17 protein-coding genes are annotated in these 19,423 nt (G+C 68.4%); 1 reads left to right on the top strand and 16 read right to left on the bottom strand.

The features are described 5' to 3' along the window. The first annotated feature begins 36 nt into the window (after positions 1-36). Complete coding sequence (locus ODI_RS04715; protein WP_173719713.1) at positions 37-447, top strand: DciA family protein; 411 nt, start codon at positions 37-39, stop codon at positions 445-447. 65 nt (positions 448-512) lie between these two features. Here ODI_RS04715 and ODI_RS04710 read toward each other — a convergent pair whose 3' ends face one another. The 16 genes from ODI_RS04710 to mraZ form a co-directional block, all read right to left on the bottom strand. Further along, positions 513-932, bottom strand: coding sequence for a carboxypeptidase-like regulatory domain-containing protein (locus ODI_RS04710; protein ID WP_067749005.1), 420 nt, complete (start codon positions 930-932; stop codon positions 513-515). Between the two features lie 40 nt (positions 933-972). Next, the gene (lpxC, locus tag ODI_RS04705) at positions 973-1,896 is read right to left on the bottom strand and encodes a UDP-3-O-acyl-N-acetylglucosamine deacetylase (RefSeq protein WP_067749002.1); all 924 of its coding nucleotides are present in this window, start codon (positions 1,894-1,896) and stop codon (positions 973-975) included. A gap of 351 nt (positions 1,897-2,247) precedes the next feature. Further along, entirely contained in the window at positions 2,248-3,417 is a 1,170-nt protein-coding gene (gene ftsZ / locus ODI_RS04700; protein WP_067748999.1) for a cell division protein FtsZ, read from the bottom strand. Between the two features lie 229 nt (positions 3,418-3,646). Next, positions 3,647-4,873 carry a cell division protein FtsA gene (gene ftsA, locus ODI_RS04695; protein ID WP_067748996.1) on the bottom strand — a complete coding sequence of 409 codons (1,227 nt, stop codon included), beginning with the start codon at positions 4,871-4,873 and terminating at the stop codon, positions 3,647-3,649. A 4-nt stretch (positions 4,874-4,877) separates the two neighbouring features. Further along, positions 4,878-5,681: a cell division protein FtsQ/DivIB gene (locus ODI_RS04690; protein WP_067748993.1), complete on the bottom strand. Its 804-nt coding sequence runs from the start codon at positions 5,679-5,681 to the stop codon at positions 4,878-4,880. Positions 5,682-5,693: 12 nt separating this feature from the next. After that, entirely contained in the window at positions 5,694-6,647 is a 954-nt protein-coding gene (locus ODI_RS04685) for a D-alanine--D-alanine ligase (RefSeq protein WP_067748990.1), read from the bottom strand. Beyond that, positions 6,644-8,053, bottom strand: a complete 1,410-nt coding sequence (murC, locus tag ODI_RS04680; RefSeq protein ID WP_067748987.1) for a UDP-N-acetylmuramate--L-alanine ligase — start codon at positions 8,051-8,053, stop codon at positions 6,644-6,646. Before murC ends, ODI_RS04685 begins: the two co-directional genes overlap by 4 nt. Further along, positions 8,050-9,126 (bottom strand): undecaprenyldiphospho-muramoylpentapeptide beta-N-acetylglucosaminyltransferase, encoded by a 1,077-nt coding sequence (murG, locus tag ODI_RS04675; RefSeq protein ID WP_067748984.1) that lies wholly within the window; start codon positions 9,124-9,126, stop codon positions 8,050-8,052. The genes murC and murG overlap by 4 nt, the downstream gene beginning before the upstream one ends. After that, complete coding sequence (ftsW, locus tag ODI_RS04670) at positions 9,123-10,316, bottom strand: putative lipid II flippase FtsW (protein WP_067748981.1); 1,194 nt, start codon at positions 10,314-10,316, stop codon at positions 9,123-9,125. Before ftsW ends, murG begins: the two co-directional genes overlap by 4 nt. Further along, positions 10,313-11,845 carry a UDP-N-acetylmuramoyl-L-alanine--D-glutamate ligase gene (murD, locus tag ODI_RS04665; protein WP_067748978.1) on the bottom strand — a complete coding sequence of 511 codons (1,533 nt, stop codon included), beginning with the start codon at positions 11,843-11,845 and terminating at the stop codon, positions 10,313-10,315. Before murD ends, ftsW begins: the two co-directional genes overlap by 4 nt. After that, entirely contained in the window at positions 11,842-13,014 is a 1,173-nt protein-coding gene (mraY, locus tag ODI_RS04660; RefSeq protein WP_067748976.1) for a phospho-N-acetylmuramoyl-pentapeptide-transferase, read from the bottom strand. Before mraY ends, murD begins: the two co-directional genes overlap by 4 nt. Then, positions 13,004-15,832 carry a bifunctional UDP-N-acetylmuramoyl-L-alanyl-D-glutamate--2,6-diaminopimelate ligase MurE/UDP-N-acetylmuramoyl-tripeptide--D-alanyl-D-alanine ligase MurF gene (gene murF / locus ODI_RS04655; RefSeq protein ID WP_067748974.1) on the bottom strand — a complete coding sequence of 943 codons (2,829 nt, stop codon included), beginning with the start codon at positions 15,830-15,832 and terminating at the stop codon, positions 13,004-13,006. Before murF ends, mraY begins: the two co-directional genes overlap by 11 nt. Continuing rightward, entirely contained in the window at positions 15,829-17,565 is a 1,737-nt protein-coding gene (locus ODI_RS04650; RefSeq protein ID WP_067748971.1) for a peptidoglycan D,D-transpeptidase FtsI family protein, read from the bottom strand. Before ODI_RS04650 ends, murF begins: the two co-directional genes overlap by 4 nt. Further along, positions 17,562-17,852 (bottom strand): cell division protein FtsL, encoded by a 291-nt coding sequence (gene ftsL / locus ODI_RS04645; protein ID WP_067748968.1) that lies wholly within the window; start codon positions 17,850-17,852, stop codon positions 17,562-17,564. The genes ODI_RS04650 and ftsL overlap by 4 nt, the downstream gene beginning before the upstream one ends. Next, a complete protein-coding gene (rsmH, locus tag ODI_RS04640) occupies positions 17,853-18,935 on the bottom strand; it encodes a 16S rRNA (cytosine(1402)-N(4))-methyltransferase RsmH (protein WP_067748960.1) in 1,083 nt (360 codons plus the stop codon). It lies immediately after the preceding gene. 7 nt (positions 18,936-18,942) lie between these two features. Beyond that, on the bottom strand, positions 18,943-19,371 hold the full coding sequence (mraZ, locus tag ODI_RS04635; RefSeq protein WP_067748957.1) for a division/cell wall cluster transcriptional repressor MraZ: 429 nt from the start codon (positions 19,369-19,371) through the stop codon (positions 18,943-18,945). Between the last annotated feature and the right edge of the window lie 52 nt (positions 19,372-19,423).

The raw sequence follows: 19,423 nt of genomic DNA, 5'->3' as shown, positions 1-19,423 counted from the left end.
CGTGACGTCAGCCCCCTTGGGTGGCTGGGTCAGGACCTGCGTGGCGCGGGCGTGTTGGCCACAGCCCAGAGACACTTGCAGATTAGGCAGATCATCGCGGCCGTCCTGCCGCCGGCGCTGGGCGCCGTGTGCCAGGTAGCCAAGGCCGAGCAACAGTCGTTGCTGCTGGCCGTGCCGAGTGCCGCGCACGCGGCCAAACTGCGTCAACTGGCCCCCAGCCTTACCCGGGCGTTGACGAATCACGGGTGGAACCTTAACGAAATTGGCGTTCGGGTTCAAGCCGGCCTTCCCGGCACCGAGACAAAGGTGTCCCGTCCCAAGGAAGCCCAACCGCTGGAAGCGACGGCATTGCAGGCGTTCGAGGCCCTGCACGCCAACCTGCGGCCCGGCCCCCTGGCCGATGCCGTGGCCCGCCTGCTGGTCCACCACGGCGCAACGCCGAAATGACCCTCGCCCACCGCCCAGTCTGACCGCGAGGCGCGCGCGCGAGTTCCCCACCCGCGCGCGCGCCGCTAGCTGTTCTCTGCCCGGGAGGGACAGGGCGTCGTCGCGCCGGGCTGCAGCGCGATGGTCGCATCGGCATTGAAGTCAGAGCCGGGCTCGGGCAAATTGAGATAGGTCGCGTAGCCCGGCTTGGCGATGCAGAGCCGCCAGACGAAGACTTGCGCGCCATGGATGAAGAGCGTCTCCGCCCGCCATTCGCGCCGCGAGCTGAAGAGGACCTCGCCCGCCGCGTCGGTCACCTGCGTTTCGCGGTGATGCTCCCGGCCATAGGGATAGGTATTGGCCAGCAGCGTCACGCTGGCGCCAGCCAGGGGCGCGCCAGCCGCGTCGACGACGCGCACGCGGCTCTCGGGCTGGAGTTGCTTGTAGACGGGATAGGGGAGGCAGCCCTGCAAGGCCAGGCAACAGGCCAGGAGGAGATATCTCATGTAGCGGCCCCGCCCTGCCGGCGCAGCCCTTGCATGCGACTCAGGCCAGTTGCCACTCGTTGCGCAGGGCCTTGGGCACCGACGCGGCGTCTTCGTACGTGACGATTTCCCAGGCGCTCTGGCGCTCCAGCACGGCACGGGCCAGCTGGTTGTTCAGGGCATGGCCCGACTTGCAGGCCACGTAACGGGCAACCAGGGGCTTGCCGATGAGATACAGGTCGCCGATGGCGTCCAGGATCTTGTGCTTCACGAACTCGTCGTCATAGCGCAGGCCGTCGTTGTTCAGCACGCGGTACTCGTCCATCACGATGGCGTTGTCCAGGCTGCCGCCACGGGCCAGGCCAGCGGAACGCAGCGCTTCCACCTCGTTCACGAAGCCGAAGGTGCGGGCACGGGCGATTTCACGCGTATAGGAGTGCGTCGCGAAATCGATCTCGGCGAAATTGGACGTGGCACTGATGGCCGGATGGTGAAAATCGATGGAGAAGGACAGCGCGAAGCCGTCATGCGGCTCCAGGCGCGCCCACTTGGCGCGGTCGCCCTCGCCTTCACGCACTTCGACGGTTTCCAGGATGCGCAGGAATTTCTTGGGTGCGTTCTGTTCGACGATGCCGGCCGAGCGCAGCAGGTACACGAAGGTCCCGGCACTGCCATCCATGATCGGCACTTCCTCGGCCGTCAGGTCGACGTGGATATTGTCGATGCCCAGGCCGGCCAGCGCCGACATCAGATGCTCGACCGTCGAGACGCGCACCTTGCCCTGGCTCAGGACCGAGGCCAGGCGCGTGTCGCTGACGCCATGGGCGACGGCGGGCAGGTCGACCATCTCGGGCAGGTCCACGCGATGGAACACGATCCCCGTGTCCGGCGCAGCCGGCCGCAGGGTGAGCTCCACCCGGCGGCCCGAGTGCAGGCCCACCCCTGTGGTGCGGACGATGTTCTGGATGCTGCGCTGTCGAAACATGGGAAACCGGAAATTGGGACTAGAAAGACGGCAAAAAGACGACAATCTGCCGAAGTAGTAGCACTATTGTAATGCGGATGGGGTCCCCGGACGATAAAAATACTGAATGATTCCCATAGGCACGTGTCAGGCTGTTTCAGAGACAAGGAATGTCATGCCCTGGCCCTGAACTGCCCCGGGAAACCGGATCACCGCGTTGAAACACTGCACCAAACCCCGCCACGTGAACCGGCGCCTGGCGTGAAGACACGCCAGGCGCCAGGCGACACCCGCCACCGGCAGCCGGGCTGGAACGGCGGCCGGGACGGGGGAGGGAGTCGCCGGAAGCGTCCGTCAAGGACGCCCCCTGGTTCAGTCGGCCTGCTTGCGCAGGAAGGCCGGGATGTCGAAATGATCCATGCCGGCGGTTTCCAGGGCGCGCACCTGGGCCGAAGCTTGGCTGCGCGGGTTGCGGATCACCGAAGGCATGTCCAGATTGCGGTAGTCGCCCTGCTGCATGGCGACCGGTGCGTTGTCCGTGCCGGTGCGCAGCACTTCAACCGTGTTCTGCACCAGTTGCGGACGGCTTTGCGAACGGCCCAGGCCGGTGGCCACGACGGTCACGCGCAGGCTTTCGCCCATGTTCTCGTCGTAGGCGGTGCCGAAGATCACGGTGGCATCGTCCGCGGCATAGCTGCGGATGGTGTCCATGATTTCGCGGGTTTCGCGCATCTTCAGCGAGCGGCTGGCAGTGATGTTGACCAGCACGCCACGCGCGCCGTTCAGATCGATGCCTTCCAGCAGCGGGCAAGCGATGGCCTGCTCGGCCGCCACGCGCGCGCGGTCGGCGCCGCTGGCGATGGCCGTGCCCATCATGGCCTGGCCCTGCTCGCCCATGATCGTCTTGACGTCTTCGAAGTCGACGTTGACGTTGCCTTCCACGTTGATGATTTCGGCGATGCCCGCGCAAGCGTTGTGCAGCACGTCATCGGCGGAACGGAAGCAGTCGTCCTGGGTGGCGTCTTCATCCATCAGGTCGTACAGGTTTTCGTTCAGCACGACGATCAGCGAGTGCACGTGCTTGGCCAGCTCGCCAATGCCGTCTTCCGCCATCTTCAGGCGCTTGTTGCCTTCGAAGGTGAAAGGCTTGGTCACGACGCCCACGGTCAGGATGCCCAGTTCCTTGGCCACTTCGGCCACGACCGGACCCGCGCCCGTGCCCGTGCCGCCGCCCATGCCGGCCGTGATGAAGACCATGTTGGCGCCATTCAGCGCCGAACGGATCTCCTCGCGTGCCGTCTCGGCAGCGGCGCGGCCTTGCTCAGGCTTGGCGCCGGCGCCCAGGCCGGTGCGGCCCAGACGGATCTGCACCGGCGCTTCCGTGGCGGCCAGCGCCTGGGCATCCGTGTTGCAGCAGATGAAATCCACGCCGCTCACGCCGGAGCGGATCATGTGGGCCACGGCGTTGCCGCCCGCGCCACCGACACCGACCACCTTGATCACGGTGCCCTTGGTGTTGTTGTCCAACAGTTCGAAGTTCATGGTGTGACTCCCTCACAAAGTCAGTAGATACGATTCAAAAACACGACAGCCTGTTCTTCAGAAATCGCATCAAAGTCGTTGCCGGCCTTTCGCCCGCCGCGAGTTTGATACGCCTCCTCTCAGCGGAACGTCCCGCGTTCCGCCCTTCCCTGCTCCAGGCCAACCCCGGCCCGTTCTTGCCTTGCCTGCCGCCCCCGCGTCCCGGCTGCTGACGCGACGGCGTTCTTGCTCAATTCATGAACCACTCCCGCATGCGCGCCAGGATCTGCTTGAAGCTGCCCGTCTGCTGCGCCACCTTGCGGCCGCGCAGGCGCTGCATGCGCGCCTCGGTCAGCAGGCCCATCACCGTGGAGAAACGCGGGTTGTGCATCACGTCCGCCAGGCTGCCTTCGTAATCGGGCACGGCCACGCGCACGGGTTTCAGGAACACGTCCTCGGCCAGCTCCACGACGCCCGGCAGCAGCGACGTGCCGCCGGTCAGGACCACGCCCGACGCCAGCAGGTCTTCGTAGCCCGACTCGCGCACCACCTGCTGCACCAGCGAGAACAGTTCTTCGATACGGGGCTCGATCACGGCGCCCAGCGCCTGGCGCTTGACATGGCGCGGACCGCGGTCGCCCAGTCCCGGCACTTCGACGTTCTCGTCGGGGCTGGCCAGCACCTGCTTGGCCACGCCATAGCGCAGCTTGATCTCTTCCGCATCCGGCGTCGGCGTGCGCAGCATGGCGGCGATGTCGTTGGTGATCTGGTCGCCGGCAATCGGAATCACCGCGGTATGGCGGATCGCGCCGCCGGTGAAGATGGCCACGTCGGTCGTGCCGCCGCCGATGTCCACCAGCACCACGCCCAGCTCCTTCTCGTCGGCCGTCAGGCACGCCATGCTGGAGGCCAGCGGCTGCAGGATCAGGTCCTGCACTTCCAGGCCGCAACGGCGCACGCACTTGATGATGTTCTGCGCGGCGCTCACGGCGCCGGTCACGATGTGCACCTTCACTTCCAGGCGCAGGCCGCTCATGCCGATGGGCTCGCGGATGTCCTCCTGGCCGTCGACGATGAACTCCTGCGTCAGCACGTGCAGCACCTGCTGGTCGGTCGGGATGTTCACCGCCTTGGCGGTCTCGATCACGCGGGCCACGTCGGTGGCGGTCACTTCCTTGTCCTTCACGGCCACCATGCCGCTGGAGTTGAAGCTGCGGATGTGGCTGCCGGCGATGCCGGTGTAGACGTCGCGGATCTTGCAGTCGGCCATCAGCTCGGCCTCTTCCAGCGCGCGCTGGATCGAGTTCACCGTGGTCTCGATGTTGACGACGACGCCTTTGCGCATGCCGCGCGACTCGTGCTGGCCCAGGCCGAGCACTTCGAAGCGGCCTTCGGGCAGGATCTCGGCCACCACCGCCACCACCTTGCTGGTGCCGATATCGAGGGCAACGATCAGGTCTTTGATGTCACGGGTCATGGCTTCAGGGCTTTTTCTTGGGTTGTGTTGTTGAAGGCGGCGCGGACAGCGTCAGCGCGAACCCATTCGTGTAGCGCAGGTCGGCGTGCTCCACGGCACGCTCGCCCAGTTGCCGCGTCAGCGCCGGCCAGGCCTGCACGAAGCGCTGGATGCGCGCCGAGAAAGGCAGCGCGCCGGGCAGCCCGTGCGGGTCCGGCGCCTCGGCGCCAGGGTCGCGCCCCAGGTCCAGCCGCATGCCGTCCGACAGCAGCACCTGCCAGGCATAGCGCGGGCTGAGCGCAAGCGTCGTCACCTGCACCTGCAGCGGGGCGAACCAGCGCGCGAGTTCCGCGTAGCGCTGGACCACCAGGCTCTCGGTCCCTTCGGGGCCGGTGAACTGCGGCAGTTCCGCGTCGTCCTCCAGCTCGCCGAGGTTGGCCGTGAATGCCTCGCCCCAGGTGTTGATCATCTGGTTCTCGTTCCAGAGCGCCAGCGGCTGGTGCTCCTCGATCACCACGCGCAGCGTGTCCGGCCAGATCCGGCGCAGCGTGGCGCGGCGAACCCAGGGCACCTGCTCGAACATCTCGCGCGTCTCGTCCAGGTCCACGGTGAAGAAGTTGCCGTGCATCTTGCCCGCGATGGAGGCGCGCATGCTCGCCGGCGACACGTAGTGCAGCGTAGAATCCGGTGCCGCCTGCAGCTCGATCGCCTTCAGGGTGAACACCGGCCGATGCGCGAGCCACGTCACGCCCGCGCCCAGCAGGGCGAGGACGGCCAGCACCATCAAGGTGTTGGCAATGACGTTGATCGAACGGGCGTCGTTCCACACGGATCGTTCCGGTCAGGTGTTGCATTGGGCGCGCTGCACTTTGCAGGACGCGTCGGAAAGAATCTTCACGCACAGGGCGGCATAGCTCATGCCCTCGGCCTTGGCGGCCATGGGCACCAGCGAATGCCCCGTCATGCCCGGAGAGGTATTGATCTCCAGCAGCCATGGACGGTCCTGCGCATCCAGCATGAAATCCACCCGCCCCCAGCCCTCGCAGCCCACGGCGCGGAACGCGCGCTCGCTGAGCGACAGGATGGTGGCGGTCAGCTCGGCCGACAGGGGCGCGGGGCACAGATAGCGCGTGTCGTCCGAGAAATACTTGTGCTCGTAGTCGTAGTTGCCCGAGGGCGCCACGATCTCGATGACCGGCAGCGCGCGCGCGGCGGCGCCGCGGCCCAGCACCGCCACGGTCAGTTCGCGGCCGGTGATGAACTGCTCCGCCAGGATCTGCTCGTCGTAGCGCGCGGCATCTTCATAGGCAGCACGCAATTGCGCAAGGTCGTCCACGCGGGTCACGCCCAGGGTCGAGCCCTCGTGCGGCGGCTTCACGATCAGCGGCACGCCCAGTTCGCGGCCCACCGCATCCAGGTCCACGCCTTCTTCCAGCACCGCATAACCGGGCGTGGGCAGGCCGGCCTGCAGCCAGACCCGCTTGGTCATGATCTTGTCCATGGCCAGGCTCGACGCCATGACGCCGCTGCCCGTATAGGGAATGCCCAGCAATTCCAGCGCGCCCTGCAGGGAGCCGTCTTCGCCGTAGCGGCCGTGCAGCGCGATGAAGACGCGCGCATAGCCCTCGCCAGCCAGCTCGGCCAGGCTGCGCAGCCCGGTGTCGAACAGGTGTGCATCCACGCCGGCCTCGCGCAGCGCGGCGCAGACGCCCTCGCCCGACATCAGCGACACCTCGCGCTCCGCGGACCGGCCGCCGTACAGGACGCCAACCTTGCCGAAATCCACCCCGCTCATGCCAGCTCCTCCACCTGCGCGGGGACCTTGCTGATCGAACCCGCGCCCATCACCACCACGACGTCGCCGTCGCGCACGAAATCCAGGATCGCCTGCGGCAGGTCGGCCACGTCCTCCACGAAGACCGGCTCGACCTTGCCCGCGACGCGCAGGCCACGCGCCAGCGCGCGGCCATCGGCGGCCACCAGCGGCGGCTCGCCCGCCGCGTACACATCCGTCAGCAGCACGCCGTCGGCGCCGCCCAGCACGCGCACGAAGTCCTCGAAGCAATCGCGGGTGCGGGTATAGCGGTGCGGCTGGAAGGCCAGCACCACACGGCGATCGGGCCAGGCGCCACGCGCCGCGGCCAGCGTCGCGGCCATCTCGGCCGGGTGGTGGCCATAATCGTCGATCAGCGTGAACGTGCCGCCGCCATGGCGTGCCGGCACGGCTAGTTCGCCCACCTGGGTGAAGCGGCGGCCCACGCCGTGGAAGGCTTCCAGCGCCTGGGCGATCGCCTCGTCGGCCACGCCCAGCTCGGTGCCCACGGCGATGGCGGCCAGCGCATTCAGCACGTTGTGGCGGCCCGGCAGGTTCAGGCGCACAGCCAGCGGCGGCAGCAGGCCGTCGCGGGTGCGGCGCACCACGTCGAAGCACATGCGCGTGCCTTCCGGACGCACGTTCTGGGCCGACACCAATGCGTCGTCGCTGAAACCGTAGGTCGTGATCGGGCGCGAGACGAAGGGCATGATCTCGCGCACGTGCGCGTCGTCGGCGCACAGCACCGCGCTGCCATAGAAGGGCAGGCGCTGCGTGAATTCGATGAAGGCGCTCTTCAGGCGCGCGATGTCGTGGCCATACGTATCCATATGGTCGGCATCGATGTTGGTGATGACGGCCATCACCGGCAGCAGGTTCAGGAAGGAGGCGTCCGATTCGTCGGCCTCGACCACGATGTACTCACCCTGTCCCAGGCGCGCGTTGGCGCCCGCCGAGTTCAGGCGCCCGCCGATCACGAAGGTCGGATCGAGATCACCCGCGGCCAGCACGCTGGCGGTCAGGCTGGTGGTGGTCGTCTTGCCATGCGTGCCCGCGACGGCGATGCCGCGCTTCAGGCGCATCAGTTCGGCCAGCATGACCGCGCGCGGCACCACGGGGATGCGGGCCGCGCGGGCGGCGATCACTTCGGGGTTGTCGCCCGCGACAGCGGTGGACGTGACGATGGCGTCGGCGCCGCTCACGTTGGCGGCGTCATGGCCGGCGGCATGGATGCGCGCCCCCAGGGACTCCAGCCGGCGCGTGACGGAAGAGGCGTGCAGGTCCGAGCCGCTGACGGCGTAGCCCAGGTTGAGCAGCACTTCGGCGATGCCGCTCATGCCGGCGCCGCCGATGCCGACGAAATGGATGTGTTGGATGCGATGCTTCATGAAGGGTACCTCGCGGCCTGTTCGCAGACGTCGGCGATTCTTGCCGCGGCGTCAGGCAGCGCATGGGCGCGCGCGCGTTCGGCGACCGCCTGCAGCTCGGCGCGTTGGCGGTCGCCCAGCCACGTCGCCAGCCAGTCGGCGGACAATTCCGATTGCTGCCGCACCCAGGCCGCGTCCGACTCGCTCAGGTGCCGCGCATTGGCGGTCTGGTGGTCGTCCACTGCGTGGGGGAAGGGAATGAACAGCGCGGCCACGCCCACCGCGGCCACTTCTGCCACGGTCATGGCGCCCGCGCGGCAGATGAGCAGGTCGGCCTGGCCCAGTTCGGTGGCCATGTCGTCGATGAAAGGCCGGCAATCGGCCTCGACGCCCGCGCTGGCATATGCCTCGCGCAGCGCCTGGATATGTTGTTCGCCAGCCTGGTGCACCACCACCGGGCGCGCGCCCGCGGGCAGCTTGGCCAGCGCTTGCGGCACGGTGGTGTTCAGCGCCTGGGCGCCCAGGCTGCCGCCCACGACCAGCAGGCGCAGCGGACCTTCGCGCCCTGCATAGCGGGTGGCGGGCAGGGGCATGTCGGCCAGGTCATTGCGCACCGGGTTGCCCACGACGTCCGCGCCACGCAGCACACCCGGGAAACCCGACAGGCGGCGGCTGGCGATCATGGCCAGCCCGCGGTTGGTCATGCCGGCCACGGCGTTCTGCTCGTGCAGCACCAGCGGCACGCCGCGCAGCACGCCCATCACGCCGGCGGGGAAAGCCACATAGCCGCCCATGCCCAGGATCACATCGGGACGCACGCCGGCCAGCTGCTTCCAGGCCTGGCCGAACGCGCCCAGCAGCAGGAAAGGCAGCTTCAGCAGCGTGATCGGGCCCTTGCCGCGCACACCGGAGAAGCGCAGCGGCGCCATCTCGATGCCGTGGGCAGGCACCAGGCGCCCTTCCATCTTCTCGGGATGGCCCATCCACTTCACGCGCCAGCCACGCGAGACCAGCACGTCGGCCACGGCCAGGCCGGGCATGATGTGCCCGCCGGTGCCGCCGGCCACGATGAGGGCGGTGCGTTGCGCGCTCATACTCGCCCCCCTCGCATCAAGGTGCGGTTTTCCATGTCCACGCGCGCCAGGATGGCCAGCGCGCACAGGTTCATCACGATGCCCGATCCGCCGTAGCTCACCAGCGGCAAGGTCAGGCCCTTGGTCGGCAACAACCCCAGGCAGACGCCCATGTTGATGAAGCCCTGCACGCCGAACCACAGGGATACGCCCTGCGCGGCCAGGCCGCTGAACGTGCGCTCCATCGCGACGGCCTGGCGGCCGATCTCGAAGCCGCGCTGCACCACCACGAAGAACAGCATGACGATCAGCATCACGCCCACGAAACCCAGCTCTTCGCCGATCACGGCCACGATGAAGTCGGTGTGCGCCTCGGGCAGGTAATGCAGTTTTTCGACGCTGGCGCCCAGGCCCACGCCGAACCACTCGCCACGGCCCAGGGCGATCAGCGAGTGCGACAACTGATAGGCGCTGCCATAGGCGTTGTCGGGATTCCACGGATCCAGGTAGGCGAACAGGCGGGCGCGGCGCCACGGCGAGAGCCAGATCAGCATCATGAAGGTGCCGACCAGCACGCCCACCAGGGAAGAGAAGAGCTTGCCGTTGATGCCGCCCAGGAACAGGATGCCGACGGAGATGGCCACGATCACCATGAAGGCGCCCAGGTCGGGCTCCAGCAGCAACAGCATGCCCACGGCGGCCATGGCGCAGGCCATCGGCAGGAAGCCGCGCGCGAAGTTGTGCATGTGCTCCTGCTTGCGCACCGTGTAGTCGGCCGCGTAGAGCAGCGCCGCCAGCTTCATGAGCTCGGACGGCTGGAAGTTCACCGGGCCCAGCGAGATCCAGCGGTGCGCGCCGTTGACCTCGCGGCCGATGCCGGGAATCAGCACCGCCACCAGCAGCACCAGCGCCACCATGAACATCGGCATGGCCAGGCGCTGCCAGGCACGCAAGGGAATCGCCAGCACCACCGACGCGGCCAGCAGCCCGATCGCCAGGAAGATGCCGTGACGGATCACGAAGTAATAGCGGCCATAACTCGCATAACGCGGGCCGTCGGCCAGCGCGATCGAGGCCGAATACACCATCAGCAGGCCCAGCAGGACGAGCGTGGTCGAAGCCACGACCAGGGGCATGTCGAAGTTGCGCATGCGCGTGCGGCCCGGCCGCACGGCATTCACGCTGTTGGTGAGTTCGGCAAACAGGCTCATGCGATCTCACCCCGGTCCATTGCCAGCTCGCGCGCTTCCTCGGCGAAGACGTCGCCGCGGTGGCCGTAATTGCGGAACATGTCCATGCTGGCGCAGGCCGGCGACAACAGCACGGCGTCGCCCTCCTGGGCCAGCGACATGGCCTGGCGCACGGCATCCTGCATGGACGCGGCCTGCTGGCACGGCACGCCGGACGGCGCCAGCGCCTCGGCCAGACGCTGGGCGTCCTGGCCGATCAGCACGACCGCACGCGCCCGGGCCTTCACGGCCGGCACGAGCGGCGAGAAGTCCTGGCCCTTGCCCAGGCCGCCCGCGATCAGCACCACGGGCTGGTCCAGGCCTTCCAGGCCAGCCACGCTGGCGCCCACGTTGGTGCCCTTGCTGTCGTCGATGAAATCCACGCCCTGAATGCTGCGCACGAAACGCATGCGGTGCGGCTCGCCGTCGTAGTCGCGCACCGCACGCAGCAGCGCGCCCCAAGGCAGTTCCAGGCTGCGCGCCAGCAGCAGCGCCGCCTGCACGTTCAAGGCATTGTGCGTGCCCCGCAGGCGCAAGGCGTCGGCGGGCATCATGCGCACCAGACGGCCCTCGGCGCGCGCGGGCGGCGGCGCATCCTTGCGGCGCCGCGGCGTCGGGGCCACGGGTTCGTCGAAATCGGTGGCTTCGGCCACGGCCAGCCAGGCCACGTCATGGCCGCGGTCCAGGCCCATGTCGCCCACCAGCACGGGCACGTCCCGGCCGAAACTGCGCACGTCCTTGGCCTGCACGCCGTCGACCATCGCCATGACGGCCGCGTCGTCGCGGTTCACCACGCGCACGCGCGCCTGCTGGTAGATCCGGGCCTTCGCCTGCGCATAGGCCTGCATGCTGCCGTGCCAGTCCAGGTGATCCTGGCTCAGGTTCAGCACGACGGCGGCATCCGGCGCCAGGCTCGTGGTGGTCTCCAGCTGGAAGCTCGACAGCTCCAGGACCCACACCTCGGGCAAGGCATCGTCGTCCAGCGCCTGCGCCAGCGCAGCCAGGGCCGCCGGGCCGATATTGCCCGCTGCCAGCACGGGCACGCCCGCGCCATCGATCAGGTGGCGCGCCAACGACGTCACCGTGGTCTTGCCATTGGTGCCCGTCACCGCCAGCACACGCGGCGCGTAACCACGCTCGGCCGACAGGGCGGCCAGCGCGCGCGCGAACAGTTCGATCTCGCCCACGACCTCGATGCCACGCTGCGCCGCCTGCGCGAGCACCGCCGCCACCGGCTGCTCGTGCGGCGCCAGGCCCGGGCTCAGCACGACCTGCGACACGCCATCCAGCAGCCCGGCCTGCATCTGCGAGGCGCCCAGGCAAACGTCGACATCCGCCTCGCCCAGCGCCGCGCGCAGGGCCTCCAGGCCGCCGGGCTGCTCCCGCGTATCCGCGAGCCGCAAGGCCTGGCCCTGGCGGGCGCACCAGCGCGCCGCCGCGGCGCCGGTTTCCCCCAGGCCGAGGATCAGCGTGCGCGGCGTGCCGGCGGACAGGTGAGCGGGTTGGTTCATCGAAGCTTGAGCGAAGAAAGGCCGATGAGCACCAGCATCATGCTGATGATCCAGAAACGCACGACGACCTGGGTTTCCTTCCAGCCGCCGACTTCAAAGTGGTGATGCAGGGGCGCCATGCGCAATATCCGCCGCCCCTCGCCGTATTTCTTCTTGGTGTACTTGAACCAGGTCACCTGGATCATCACCGACAGGGTCTCGGCCACGAACACGCCGCCCATGATGAACAGCACGATTTCCTGGCGCACGATGACGGCGATGGTGCCCAGCGCGCCGCCCAGCGCCAGCGCGCCTACGTCACCCATGAACACCTGCGCCGGATAGGCGTTGAACCACAGGAAGGCCAGGCCCGCCCCCGCCAGCGCGGCGCAGATCACCATCAGTTCGGAGGCGCCGGGGATATAGGGGAAGAGCAGGTACTTGGAGTAGTCCACGCGCCCCACGACGTAGGCGAAGATTCCCAGCGCGCTGCCGACCATCACGGTCGGCATGATCGCCAGGCCGTCCAGGCCGTCGGTCAGGTTCACCGCGTTGCTGGTGCCCACGATCACGGCCCAGGTCAACGCCACGAAGCCGAACACGCCCAGGGGGTAGCTCACGCTTTTGAAGAAGGGCACGATCAGGTCGGCGCGCGTGGGCAGGGGCATCGAGAAGCCGCTGAACACCCAGTCGCGGAACAGCGGCCAGAGCTCGGCGTTGGCCGGCGCCGACACCGCGAACGCCAGGTAGACCGATGCGAAGAGGCCGATCAGCGCCTGCCAGAAGAACTTCTGGCGCGCGGGCATGCCCTCGGGATCGCGGCGCACCACCTTGCGGTAGTCGTCCACCCAGCCGATCCAGCCGAAACCCAGCGTCACCAGCAGCACGACCCACACGAAACGGTTGGTCCAGTCGGCCCACAGCAGCGTGCTGATGCCGATGCCGATCAGGATCAGCGCGCCGCCCATGGTGGGCGTGCCGGTCTTGACCAGGTGGCTTTGCGGACCATAGGAACGCACGGCCTGGCCGATCTTCATGGCGGTCAGCTTGCGGATGACCGCGGGGCCGGCCACCAGGCCGATGATGAGCGCCGTCGCGCAGGCCAGCACGGCGCGCAAGGTGATGTATTCGAAAACGCCAAAGGCGCGGATGTGGTCATCTGAGAGCCAGCGCGCCAGTTCAAGCAGCATGGGAATCTTCCTGGGTATTCTTGTTTTCCAGATAGGCAGAGACGATCCGCTCCATCCGCATGAAACGCGAGCCCTTGACCAAGATGCTGGCCGGGTGCGCTGCCTGCAGCGATCGCACGATGTCCTCCACCGAGTCGCCTGCCATTGCCGCCGGCCCGAAAGCCGCGGCGGCATCACGGCAAGCCGTGCCCAGGGTGTAAAGCAGGTCGATGCCACGCTCGCGCGCATACGCGCCGACTTCGAGATGCATGGCAGGACCGTTGTTGCCCACCTCACCCATGTCCCCCAGCACCAGCGCGCGCGGCGCCGGCAGGCTGGCCAGCACGTCGATGGCGGCGCGCACGGAGTCGGGGTTGGCGTTGTAGGTATCGTCGATCAGCACGCCGCCGTCGGGCAGCGTGCGATGTTGCATGCGGCCCTTCACGGGCTGGAAGCCGCCCAGCGCCTGCACGGCGACCGGCAGCGGCACGCCGGCGGCCAGCGCGCAGCTGACCGCCGCCAACGCATTGCGCAGGTTGTGCTGTCCCGCCACCGCCAGGACCAGCGCGCACGTGCCCGCGGGCGTATGCAGCGTGCACGACACGCCGTCGGCGCGCAGCGCGACCTCGGTGGCGTACACATCCTGGGCGGCATCCAGGCCGAAACGCCGCACGGCATGCCCGGCCGACAGCGCGTCCCAGACATGGGCATGCGCGTCATCACCCGGGTAGACCGCCACGCCGTCGGCGGGCAGCGCGCCCAGCACGGCGCCGTTCTCCCGGGCCACGGCCTCGACCGTATGCATGAACTCCTGGTGCTCGCGCTGGGCGTTGTTCACCAGCGCCACCGTGGGCGCAGCCATGCGGGCCAGGCCTTCGATCTCGCCAGGATGATTCATGCCCAGCTCGACCACGGCGGCGCGATGGTGCGCCCCCAGGCGCAGCAGCGTCAGCGGCACGCCGATGTCGTTGTTCAGGTTGCCGGCCGTGGCCAGCCTGCGGTCCTCGCCCACCCAGGCCGCCAGGATGGCCGAGATCATTTCCTTGGTGGTCGTCTTGCCGTTGCTGCCGGTCACGGCGATCAGCGGCAGGTCCATGCCCGCGCGCCAGGCGGCGGCCAGCTTGCCCATGGCAGCACGCGTCTCGCCCAGCACCAGTTGCGGCAGGGGCGCATCCGGCACGCGGTAGGCCACCATCGCGGCGCAAGCGCCCGCGGCGTGGGCCTGCGCCAGATAGGCGTGGCCATCGAAGTTCTCGCCCGACAACGCGACGAAGAGCTCGCCCGCGCGCAGGCTGCGGGTATCGGAACTCAGGCGGCGTTGCGGCGACCACAGCATGGCCAGGCGCGCCCACTCGACGTCATCGAAGGGCAGGCGCTGGCCCGCGATTTCCTGGTAGGTTTCGTGCCCCTTGCCGGCCAGCAGCACCACGTCCTGCGGCGCGCTCTGCCAGATCGTGCGCAGGATGGCCTGCGCGCGGTCCTCGATGACCTGGACCGCCTCGGGCCGCGCGAAACCCGCGCGCACCTGGGCGATGATGTCGGCCGGCGCCTCGTCCCGCGGGTTGTCGCTGGTGACGACCACGGCGTCGGCGCCGTCCTCGGCAGCGCGCGCCATCTCGGGACGCTTGCCGGCATCGCGATTGCCGCCGCAGCCAAACACGCAGATGAGTTGCCCGCGACGCGCATCGGCGGTCGAGCGCAAGGCGGCCAGCACGCGTGCCAGCGCGTCGGGCGTGTGGGCATAGTCCACCACGACCAGCGGCGCGCGCTCGGCCTCGTCGGGCAGGGGCGCCGGCACCGGCTGCAGGCGGCCCGCCACGGGCTGCGCCGCCGCCAAGGCGGAGGAATTGCCGCCCAGCGAGACGCCCAGTGCGCGGAACACGCCGGCGACCAGGAGAAGATTGCTGACGTTGTGTTCGCCCACCAGGTGGCTGACGATCTGCGCCTCGCCTTCCGGCGTGTGCAGCGTAAAGACCATGCCGTGCGCGCCATCGTGGATGTCACGGGCATGCAGCATGACGTCGGCGTTCGGATCGATGCCGTACGTCACCGCCGGCACGTCGCCCAGCGCCTCCAGCAGACGGCGTCCGCCCGCATCATCCACATTGACCACTGCCGCACCCAGCCCTGGCCACTGGAAAAGACGCTGCTTGGCGGCCTCATAGGCCTCCAGCGTGCCGTGGTAATCCAGGTGGTCGCGCGTCAGGTTGGTCCAGCCGGCCAGCGCAATGCGCACGCCGTCCAGCCTGCCCTGTTCGATGCCGATGGACGAGGCCTCGATGGCCACCAGCGCCGCGCCGGCATCGCGCAAGGCGGCCAGGCTGCGATGCAGCGTCAACACGTCCGGCGTCGTCAGCGCGCCCGGCGCCTGCGAACCGTCAGGCATGAAAGTACCCAGGGTGCCGATCACGCCGCAGGGGCGGTTCATGCTGTTCAGGCCCGCGGCAATCCATTGCGTGCAAGAAGTCTTGCCATTGGTGCCAGTGATGGCGATGACCTTCAATGCCTGCGACGGCTCGCCATACCAGGCATCGGCCAGCGCCCCCAGGCGGGCGCGCAGGTCTTGGGCCAGCAGCACAGGCACCTGGCCTGCCGCGGCCAGGGTTGCCTGGTCCACGTCGCGGGCCTCGGCAATGATCGCGCCGGCGCCGTGCGCCACGGCCTCGGCCAGATGCAGGCGGCCATCGCCGCTGCGGCCCGGGCAGGCCACGAACACATCGCCCGCATGCAGCTTGCGGGTGTCCAGGCTCAGGTGCGCGCCAGCCGCCACGCGCGTGCGCAGCCAGGCCAGCAGGTCGCCGGCGCCCTCGCCTTGCACGGTATCGATCCGGGCGCTCATTCCAGGCGCTCCGCAGGCGGCGTGCCAGCCACGACGGTCGAGGTGAACGGCGCGTCGGGCTGGACGCCCAGCATGCGCAGGCTGCCGCCGACGATGGTGGAAAACACGGGCGCCGCCACCGCACCGCCATAGTAGGCGCCCGCGTGCGGCTCATCGATGCTCACGGCCACCACGATGCGCGGGTCGGACACCGGCGCGAAGCCCACGAAGGAACTGCGATAGCGGCTGGTGCTGTACTTGCCGTCGACGATCTTGCGCGCCGTGCCGCTCTTGCCGGCCACGCGGAAACCCTGGACCTGCGCGCGCTTGGCGCCATCGGGACCCGCGGCGGCTTCAAGCATGACGCGGATCTCGTCGGAAATCCGGGAGGGATAGATGCGCGTGCTGGTGGGCTCGCTGTCGCGCCGCATCAGGGTCAGCGACACCATGTCTCCGTCGCGCGCGAACACCGTGTAAGCGCGCGCCATCTGCATCAGCGACGTCGACAGGCCGTAGCCGTAGGCCATGGTGGCCTTCTCGATGGTGCGCCACCGCTCCCACGGACGCAGGCGGCCGGCGGCGGCACCCGGGAAGCCGGTGTTGGGCGCCTGGCCCAGGCCCAGCTCGGTGAACTTGTCCCACATCTCGCGCGACTCCAGGCGTTCCGAGATCATGGTCATGCCGATGTTGCTCGAACGGCGCAGGATGCCCGCCACGTCCAGCATGCCGTTGCGGCTCACGTCGCTGATGGTGGAGCCCTGGAACTGGAAGCGGCCATTGCCGGTGTCGAACTGCGTGTGCAGGTTGATGCGGCCCAGCTCCAGCGCCAGCGCGGCGGTGAAGGGCTTCATGATCGAACCCGGCTCGAAGGTGTCGGTCAGCACGCGGTTGCGCAACGCATCGCCCCGCAGCGTATTGCGGCGGTTCGGATCGAAGCTGGGCAGGTTGGCCAGCGCCAGGATTTCCCCGGTGCGCGCATCCAGCACCACGGCGGCGGCGCCATTGGCACGCTGCTCGGTCATGGCGTCCTGCAAGGCCTTGAAGACCAGGTACTGCAGGCGCGAATCGATGGACAGGTGCAGGTCGCGGCCATCGACCGGCGGATTCACGGCACGCACGTCCTCGATCACGCGGCCCAGGCGGTCCTTGATGACGCGGCGGCTGCCGGGCTTGCCCGACAACAGCGCATCGAAGGCAAGCTCCACGCCTTCCTGGCCCACGTCCTCGACGCTGGTGAAACCGACGATGTGCGAGGACACATCGCCTTCGGGATACTGGCGGCGGGTTTCCGGCTGCTGGTGGAAGCCCGGCAGCCCCAGCGCGCGCACCTTCTCGGCCACGTCCAGCGGCACCTGCCTCTTTATATAGACGAAATTCCTGTCGCCATCGGCGAGCTTGCCGCTCAGCTCGCGCACCGGCATTTCCAGCAGCGACGCCAAGGCAGCCAGCTGCGCCGGCTCGGCGGCGCGCGTGTCTTCGGGAATCGCCCACACCGCGCGGGCCGGCACGCTGGAGGCCAGCACCACGCCATTGCGGTCCAGGATCTTGCCGCGCGTGGAAGGCAGGGTCAGCGTGCGCTCATAGCGGCGCTCGCCCTGCTGCTGCAGGAATTCGGTCGACAGGCCCTGCAGGAACAGCGCACGGCCAGCCAGCGCCAGGAATCCGCAAGACAGCAGGATCAGCACCAGGCGGGCACGCCACATCGGCAGCTGCACGCGCAGCACCGGGTTGTCGAAGAAAGGCACGCGCTTCACTGGGCGGCCCCTTCGGCAGGCATGTCGGGAAGATTCAGGTAGATCGTGCGGTCGGGCACGATCGGGATCATCTTGAGCTGGTTGGTCGCCAGCTGGTCGACGCGCGCATTGCGCGCCAGGTCGGCGCGCTCGATCTGCAGGCGGCGCCAGTCCACGTCCAGCTCACGCGACTGGGCGTTGCTGCGCTCGAGCTCGACGAAGAGCTCGCGCGCCTGATAGCGGCTGGTCACCAGGGAGATGGCGGACAGCATCAACAGACCCGCCGTCAGGACGATGATCCGGCCCATTTACCCACGCCTCCGGCCACGGCCCGCGGCGCCGCGGCTCGCACCGCGGCCAGGCACGGCGCCCACGAAAGCGGCGGCGTCTTCCGGCGCCAGCGGCGTGGCCGTGCGGGCCGCCACCCGCAGCACCGCGGAACGCGCGCGCGGATTGCCCGACACCTCGGCTTCGTCGGGCAGCACCCGCCCCAGGCGCGACAGCACCGGCTGGGGCAATTCGCTTTCACGCAGGGGCAGGCGCGCATACGCCTCGTCGGGCCGGGCCGCCGAGGCGATGCACTGCTTGACCATGCGGTCTTCGAGCGAATGGAAGCTGATCACGGCCAGTCGTCCACCAGAATGAAGCAGCGTCAGAGCTGCCTCGAGGGCGCTCGCGAGCTCTTCGAGTTCCCGATTGAGGTAAATCCGTAAAGCTTGAAAGGTGCGAGTGGCCGGGTGTTGGCCCTTTTCGCGCGTACGGACGGCACCTGCGACGAGCTCGGCGAGGTCGAGCGTGGTAAGCAGCGGCCTTGTTGCGCGGCGAGCAGCAATCGCCTTTGCAATCTGAAAAGCAAACCGTTCTTCGCCATAGCCAGCTATGACCTCCCGCATGTCATCAACACTGGCCTCGGCCAGCCACTCGGCGGCTGTCAGCCCCCGAGACGTATCCATCCTCATGTCCAGCGGACCATCCCGCATGAACGAAAAACCGCGTTGCGCGTCATCGATCTGGGGAGAGGAAATACCCAGATCCAGCATGATTCCGTCCACGCCCGCAATGCCCAGCTCGGCCAGCGACTCGCGCATGCTGGCGAATCCTTCGTGCACCACGCTCACCCGGCTGTCGGTCTCGGCCAGCGCGCGCGCCACCGAAATCGCCTGGGGATCCTTGTCGAACACCACCACCCGGGCGTCGGACGACAAACGCGACAACAGTTCGCGCGTATGACCGCCACGGCCGAAGGTGCCATCCACGAAGGTGCCCGACAGACGGTCCGTCATGCCCTCGGGCCCCACCTTGTCGGCTGCGGCGGCGCGGCCAGCGGCGTCCTGCGCCACCAACGCGTCTACCGTCGGCGCCAGCAGGACGGGCCGATGCACGAATTCCATGTTGATGTCAGAACGAGAACTGGTTCAACACACCCGCCATGTCCTGCTCCAGGTCCTCCGCCTCGCGGCGGGCCAGGGCAGCGGCGTCCCACAGCTCGAAGTGCGCGCCCATGCCGAGCAGCATCACTTCGCGGGTCATTCCCGCGGCAGTGCGCAGCTCGGGGGCGACCAGGATGCGCCCTGCGCCGTCGACTTCCACGTCCTGGGCATTGCCCAGCAGCAAGCGCTGCAGGGCACGCGCCTGCATGGGGAAAGCCGCGATCTGCTCGCGCTTCTTTTCCCACTCGGGACGGGGATAGACGAGCAGGCAACCATCCGGATGACGGGTCAGGGTCAGGCGGCCTTCAGCCTGCGAAGCCAGGGCGTCACGATGCCGGGTCGGGATTGTCACCCGCCCCTTCGCATCCAGCGTGAGCGCACTGCTACCTTGAAACACCCCGAATCCCCACTTAGTTGCACAAAACCCTACTTTTTCCCACTCTAAGGGA

It is taken from the genome of Orrella dioscoreae (assembly GCF_900089455.2).
GTDB lineage: Bacteria > Pseudomonadota > Gammaproteobacteria > Burkholderiales > Burkholderiaceae_B > Orrella > Orrella dioscoreae.
This window is presented reverse-complemented; position numbering and strand designations above follow the sequence as displayed.

What these genes read in the sequence shown, in the direction of transcription:
- ODI_RS04710 (WP_067749005.1), bottom strand. Translation starts at nt 932, where the DNA reads ATGAGATATCTCCTCCTGGCCTGTTGCCTGGCCTTGCAGGGCTGCCTC.
- lpxC (WP_067749002.1), bottom strand. Translation starts at nt 1,896, where the DNA reads ATGTTTCGACAGCGCAGCATCCAGAACATCGTCCGCACCACAGGGGTG.
- ftsZ (WP_067748999.1), bottom strand. Translation starts at nt 3,417, where the DNA reads ATGAACTTCGAACTGTTGGACAACAACACCAAGGGCACCGTGATCAAG.
- ftsA (WP_067748996.1), bottom strand. Translation starts at nt 4,873, where the DNA reads ATGACCCGTGACATCAAAGACCTGATCGTTGCCCTCGATATCGGCACC.
- ODI_RS04685 (WP_067748990.1), bottom strand. Translation starts at nt 6,647, where the DNA reads ATGAGCGGGGTGGATTTCGGCAAGGTTGGCGTCCTGTACGGCGGCCGG.
- murC (WP_067748987.1), bottom strand. Translation starts at nt 8,053, where the DNA reads ATGAAGCATCGCATCCAACACATCCATTTCGTCGGCATCGGCGGCGCC.
- murG (WP_067748984.1), bottom strand. Translation starts at nt 9,126, where the DNA reads ATGAGCGCGCAACGCACCGCCCTCATCGTGGCCGGCGGCACCGGCGGG.
- ftsW (WP_067748981.1), bottom strand. Translation starts at nt 10,316, where the DNA reads ATGAGCCTGTTTGCCGAACTCACCAACAGCGTGAATGCCGTGCGGCCG.
- murD (WP_067748978.1), bottom strand. Translation starts at nt 11,845, where the DNA reads ATGAACCAACCCGCTCACCTGTCCGCCGGCACGCCGCGCACGCTGATC.
- mraY (WP_067748976.1), bottom strand. Translation starts at nt 13,014, where the DNA reads ATGCTGCTTGAACTGGCGCGCTGGCTCTCAGATGACCACATCCGCGCC.
- murF (WP_067748974.1), bottom strand. Translation starts at nt 15,832, where the DNA reads ATGAGCGCCCGGATCGATACCGTGCAAGGCGAGGGCGCCGGCGACCTG.
- ftsL (WP_067748968.1), bottom strand. Translation starts at nt 17,852, where the DNA reads ATGGGCCGGATCATCGTCCTGACGGCGGGTCTGTTGATGCTGTCCGCC.
- rsmH (WP_067748960.1), bottom strand. Translation starts at nt 18,935, where the DNA reads ATGGAATTCGTGCATCGGCCCGTCCTGCTGGCGCCGACGGTAGACGCG.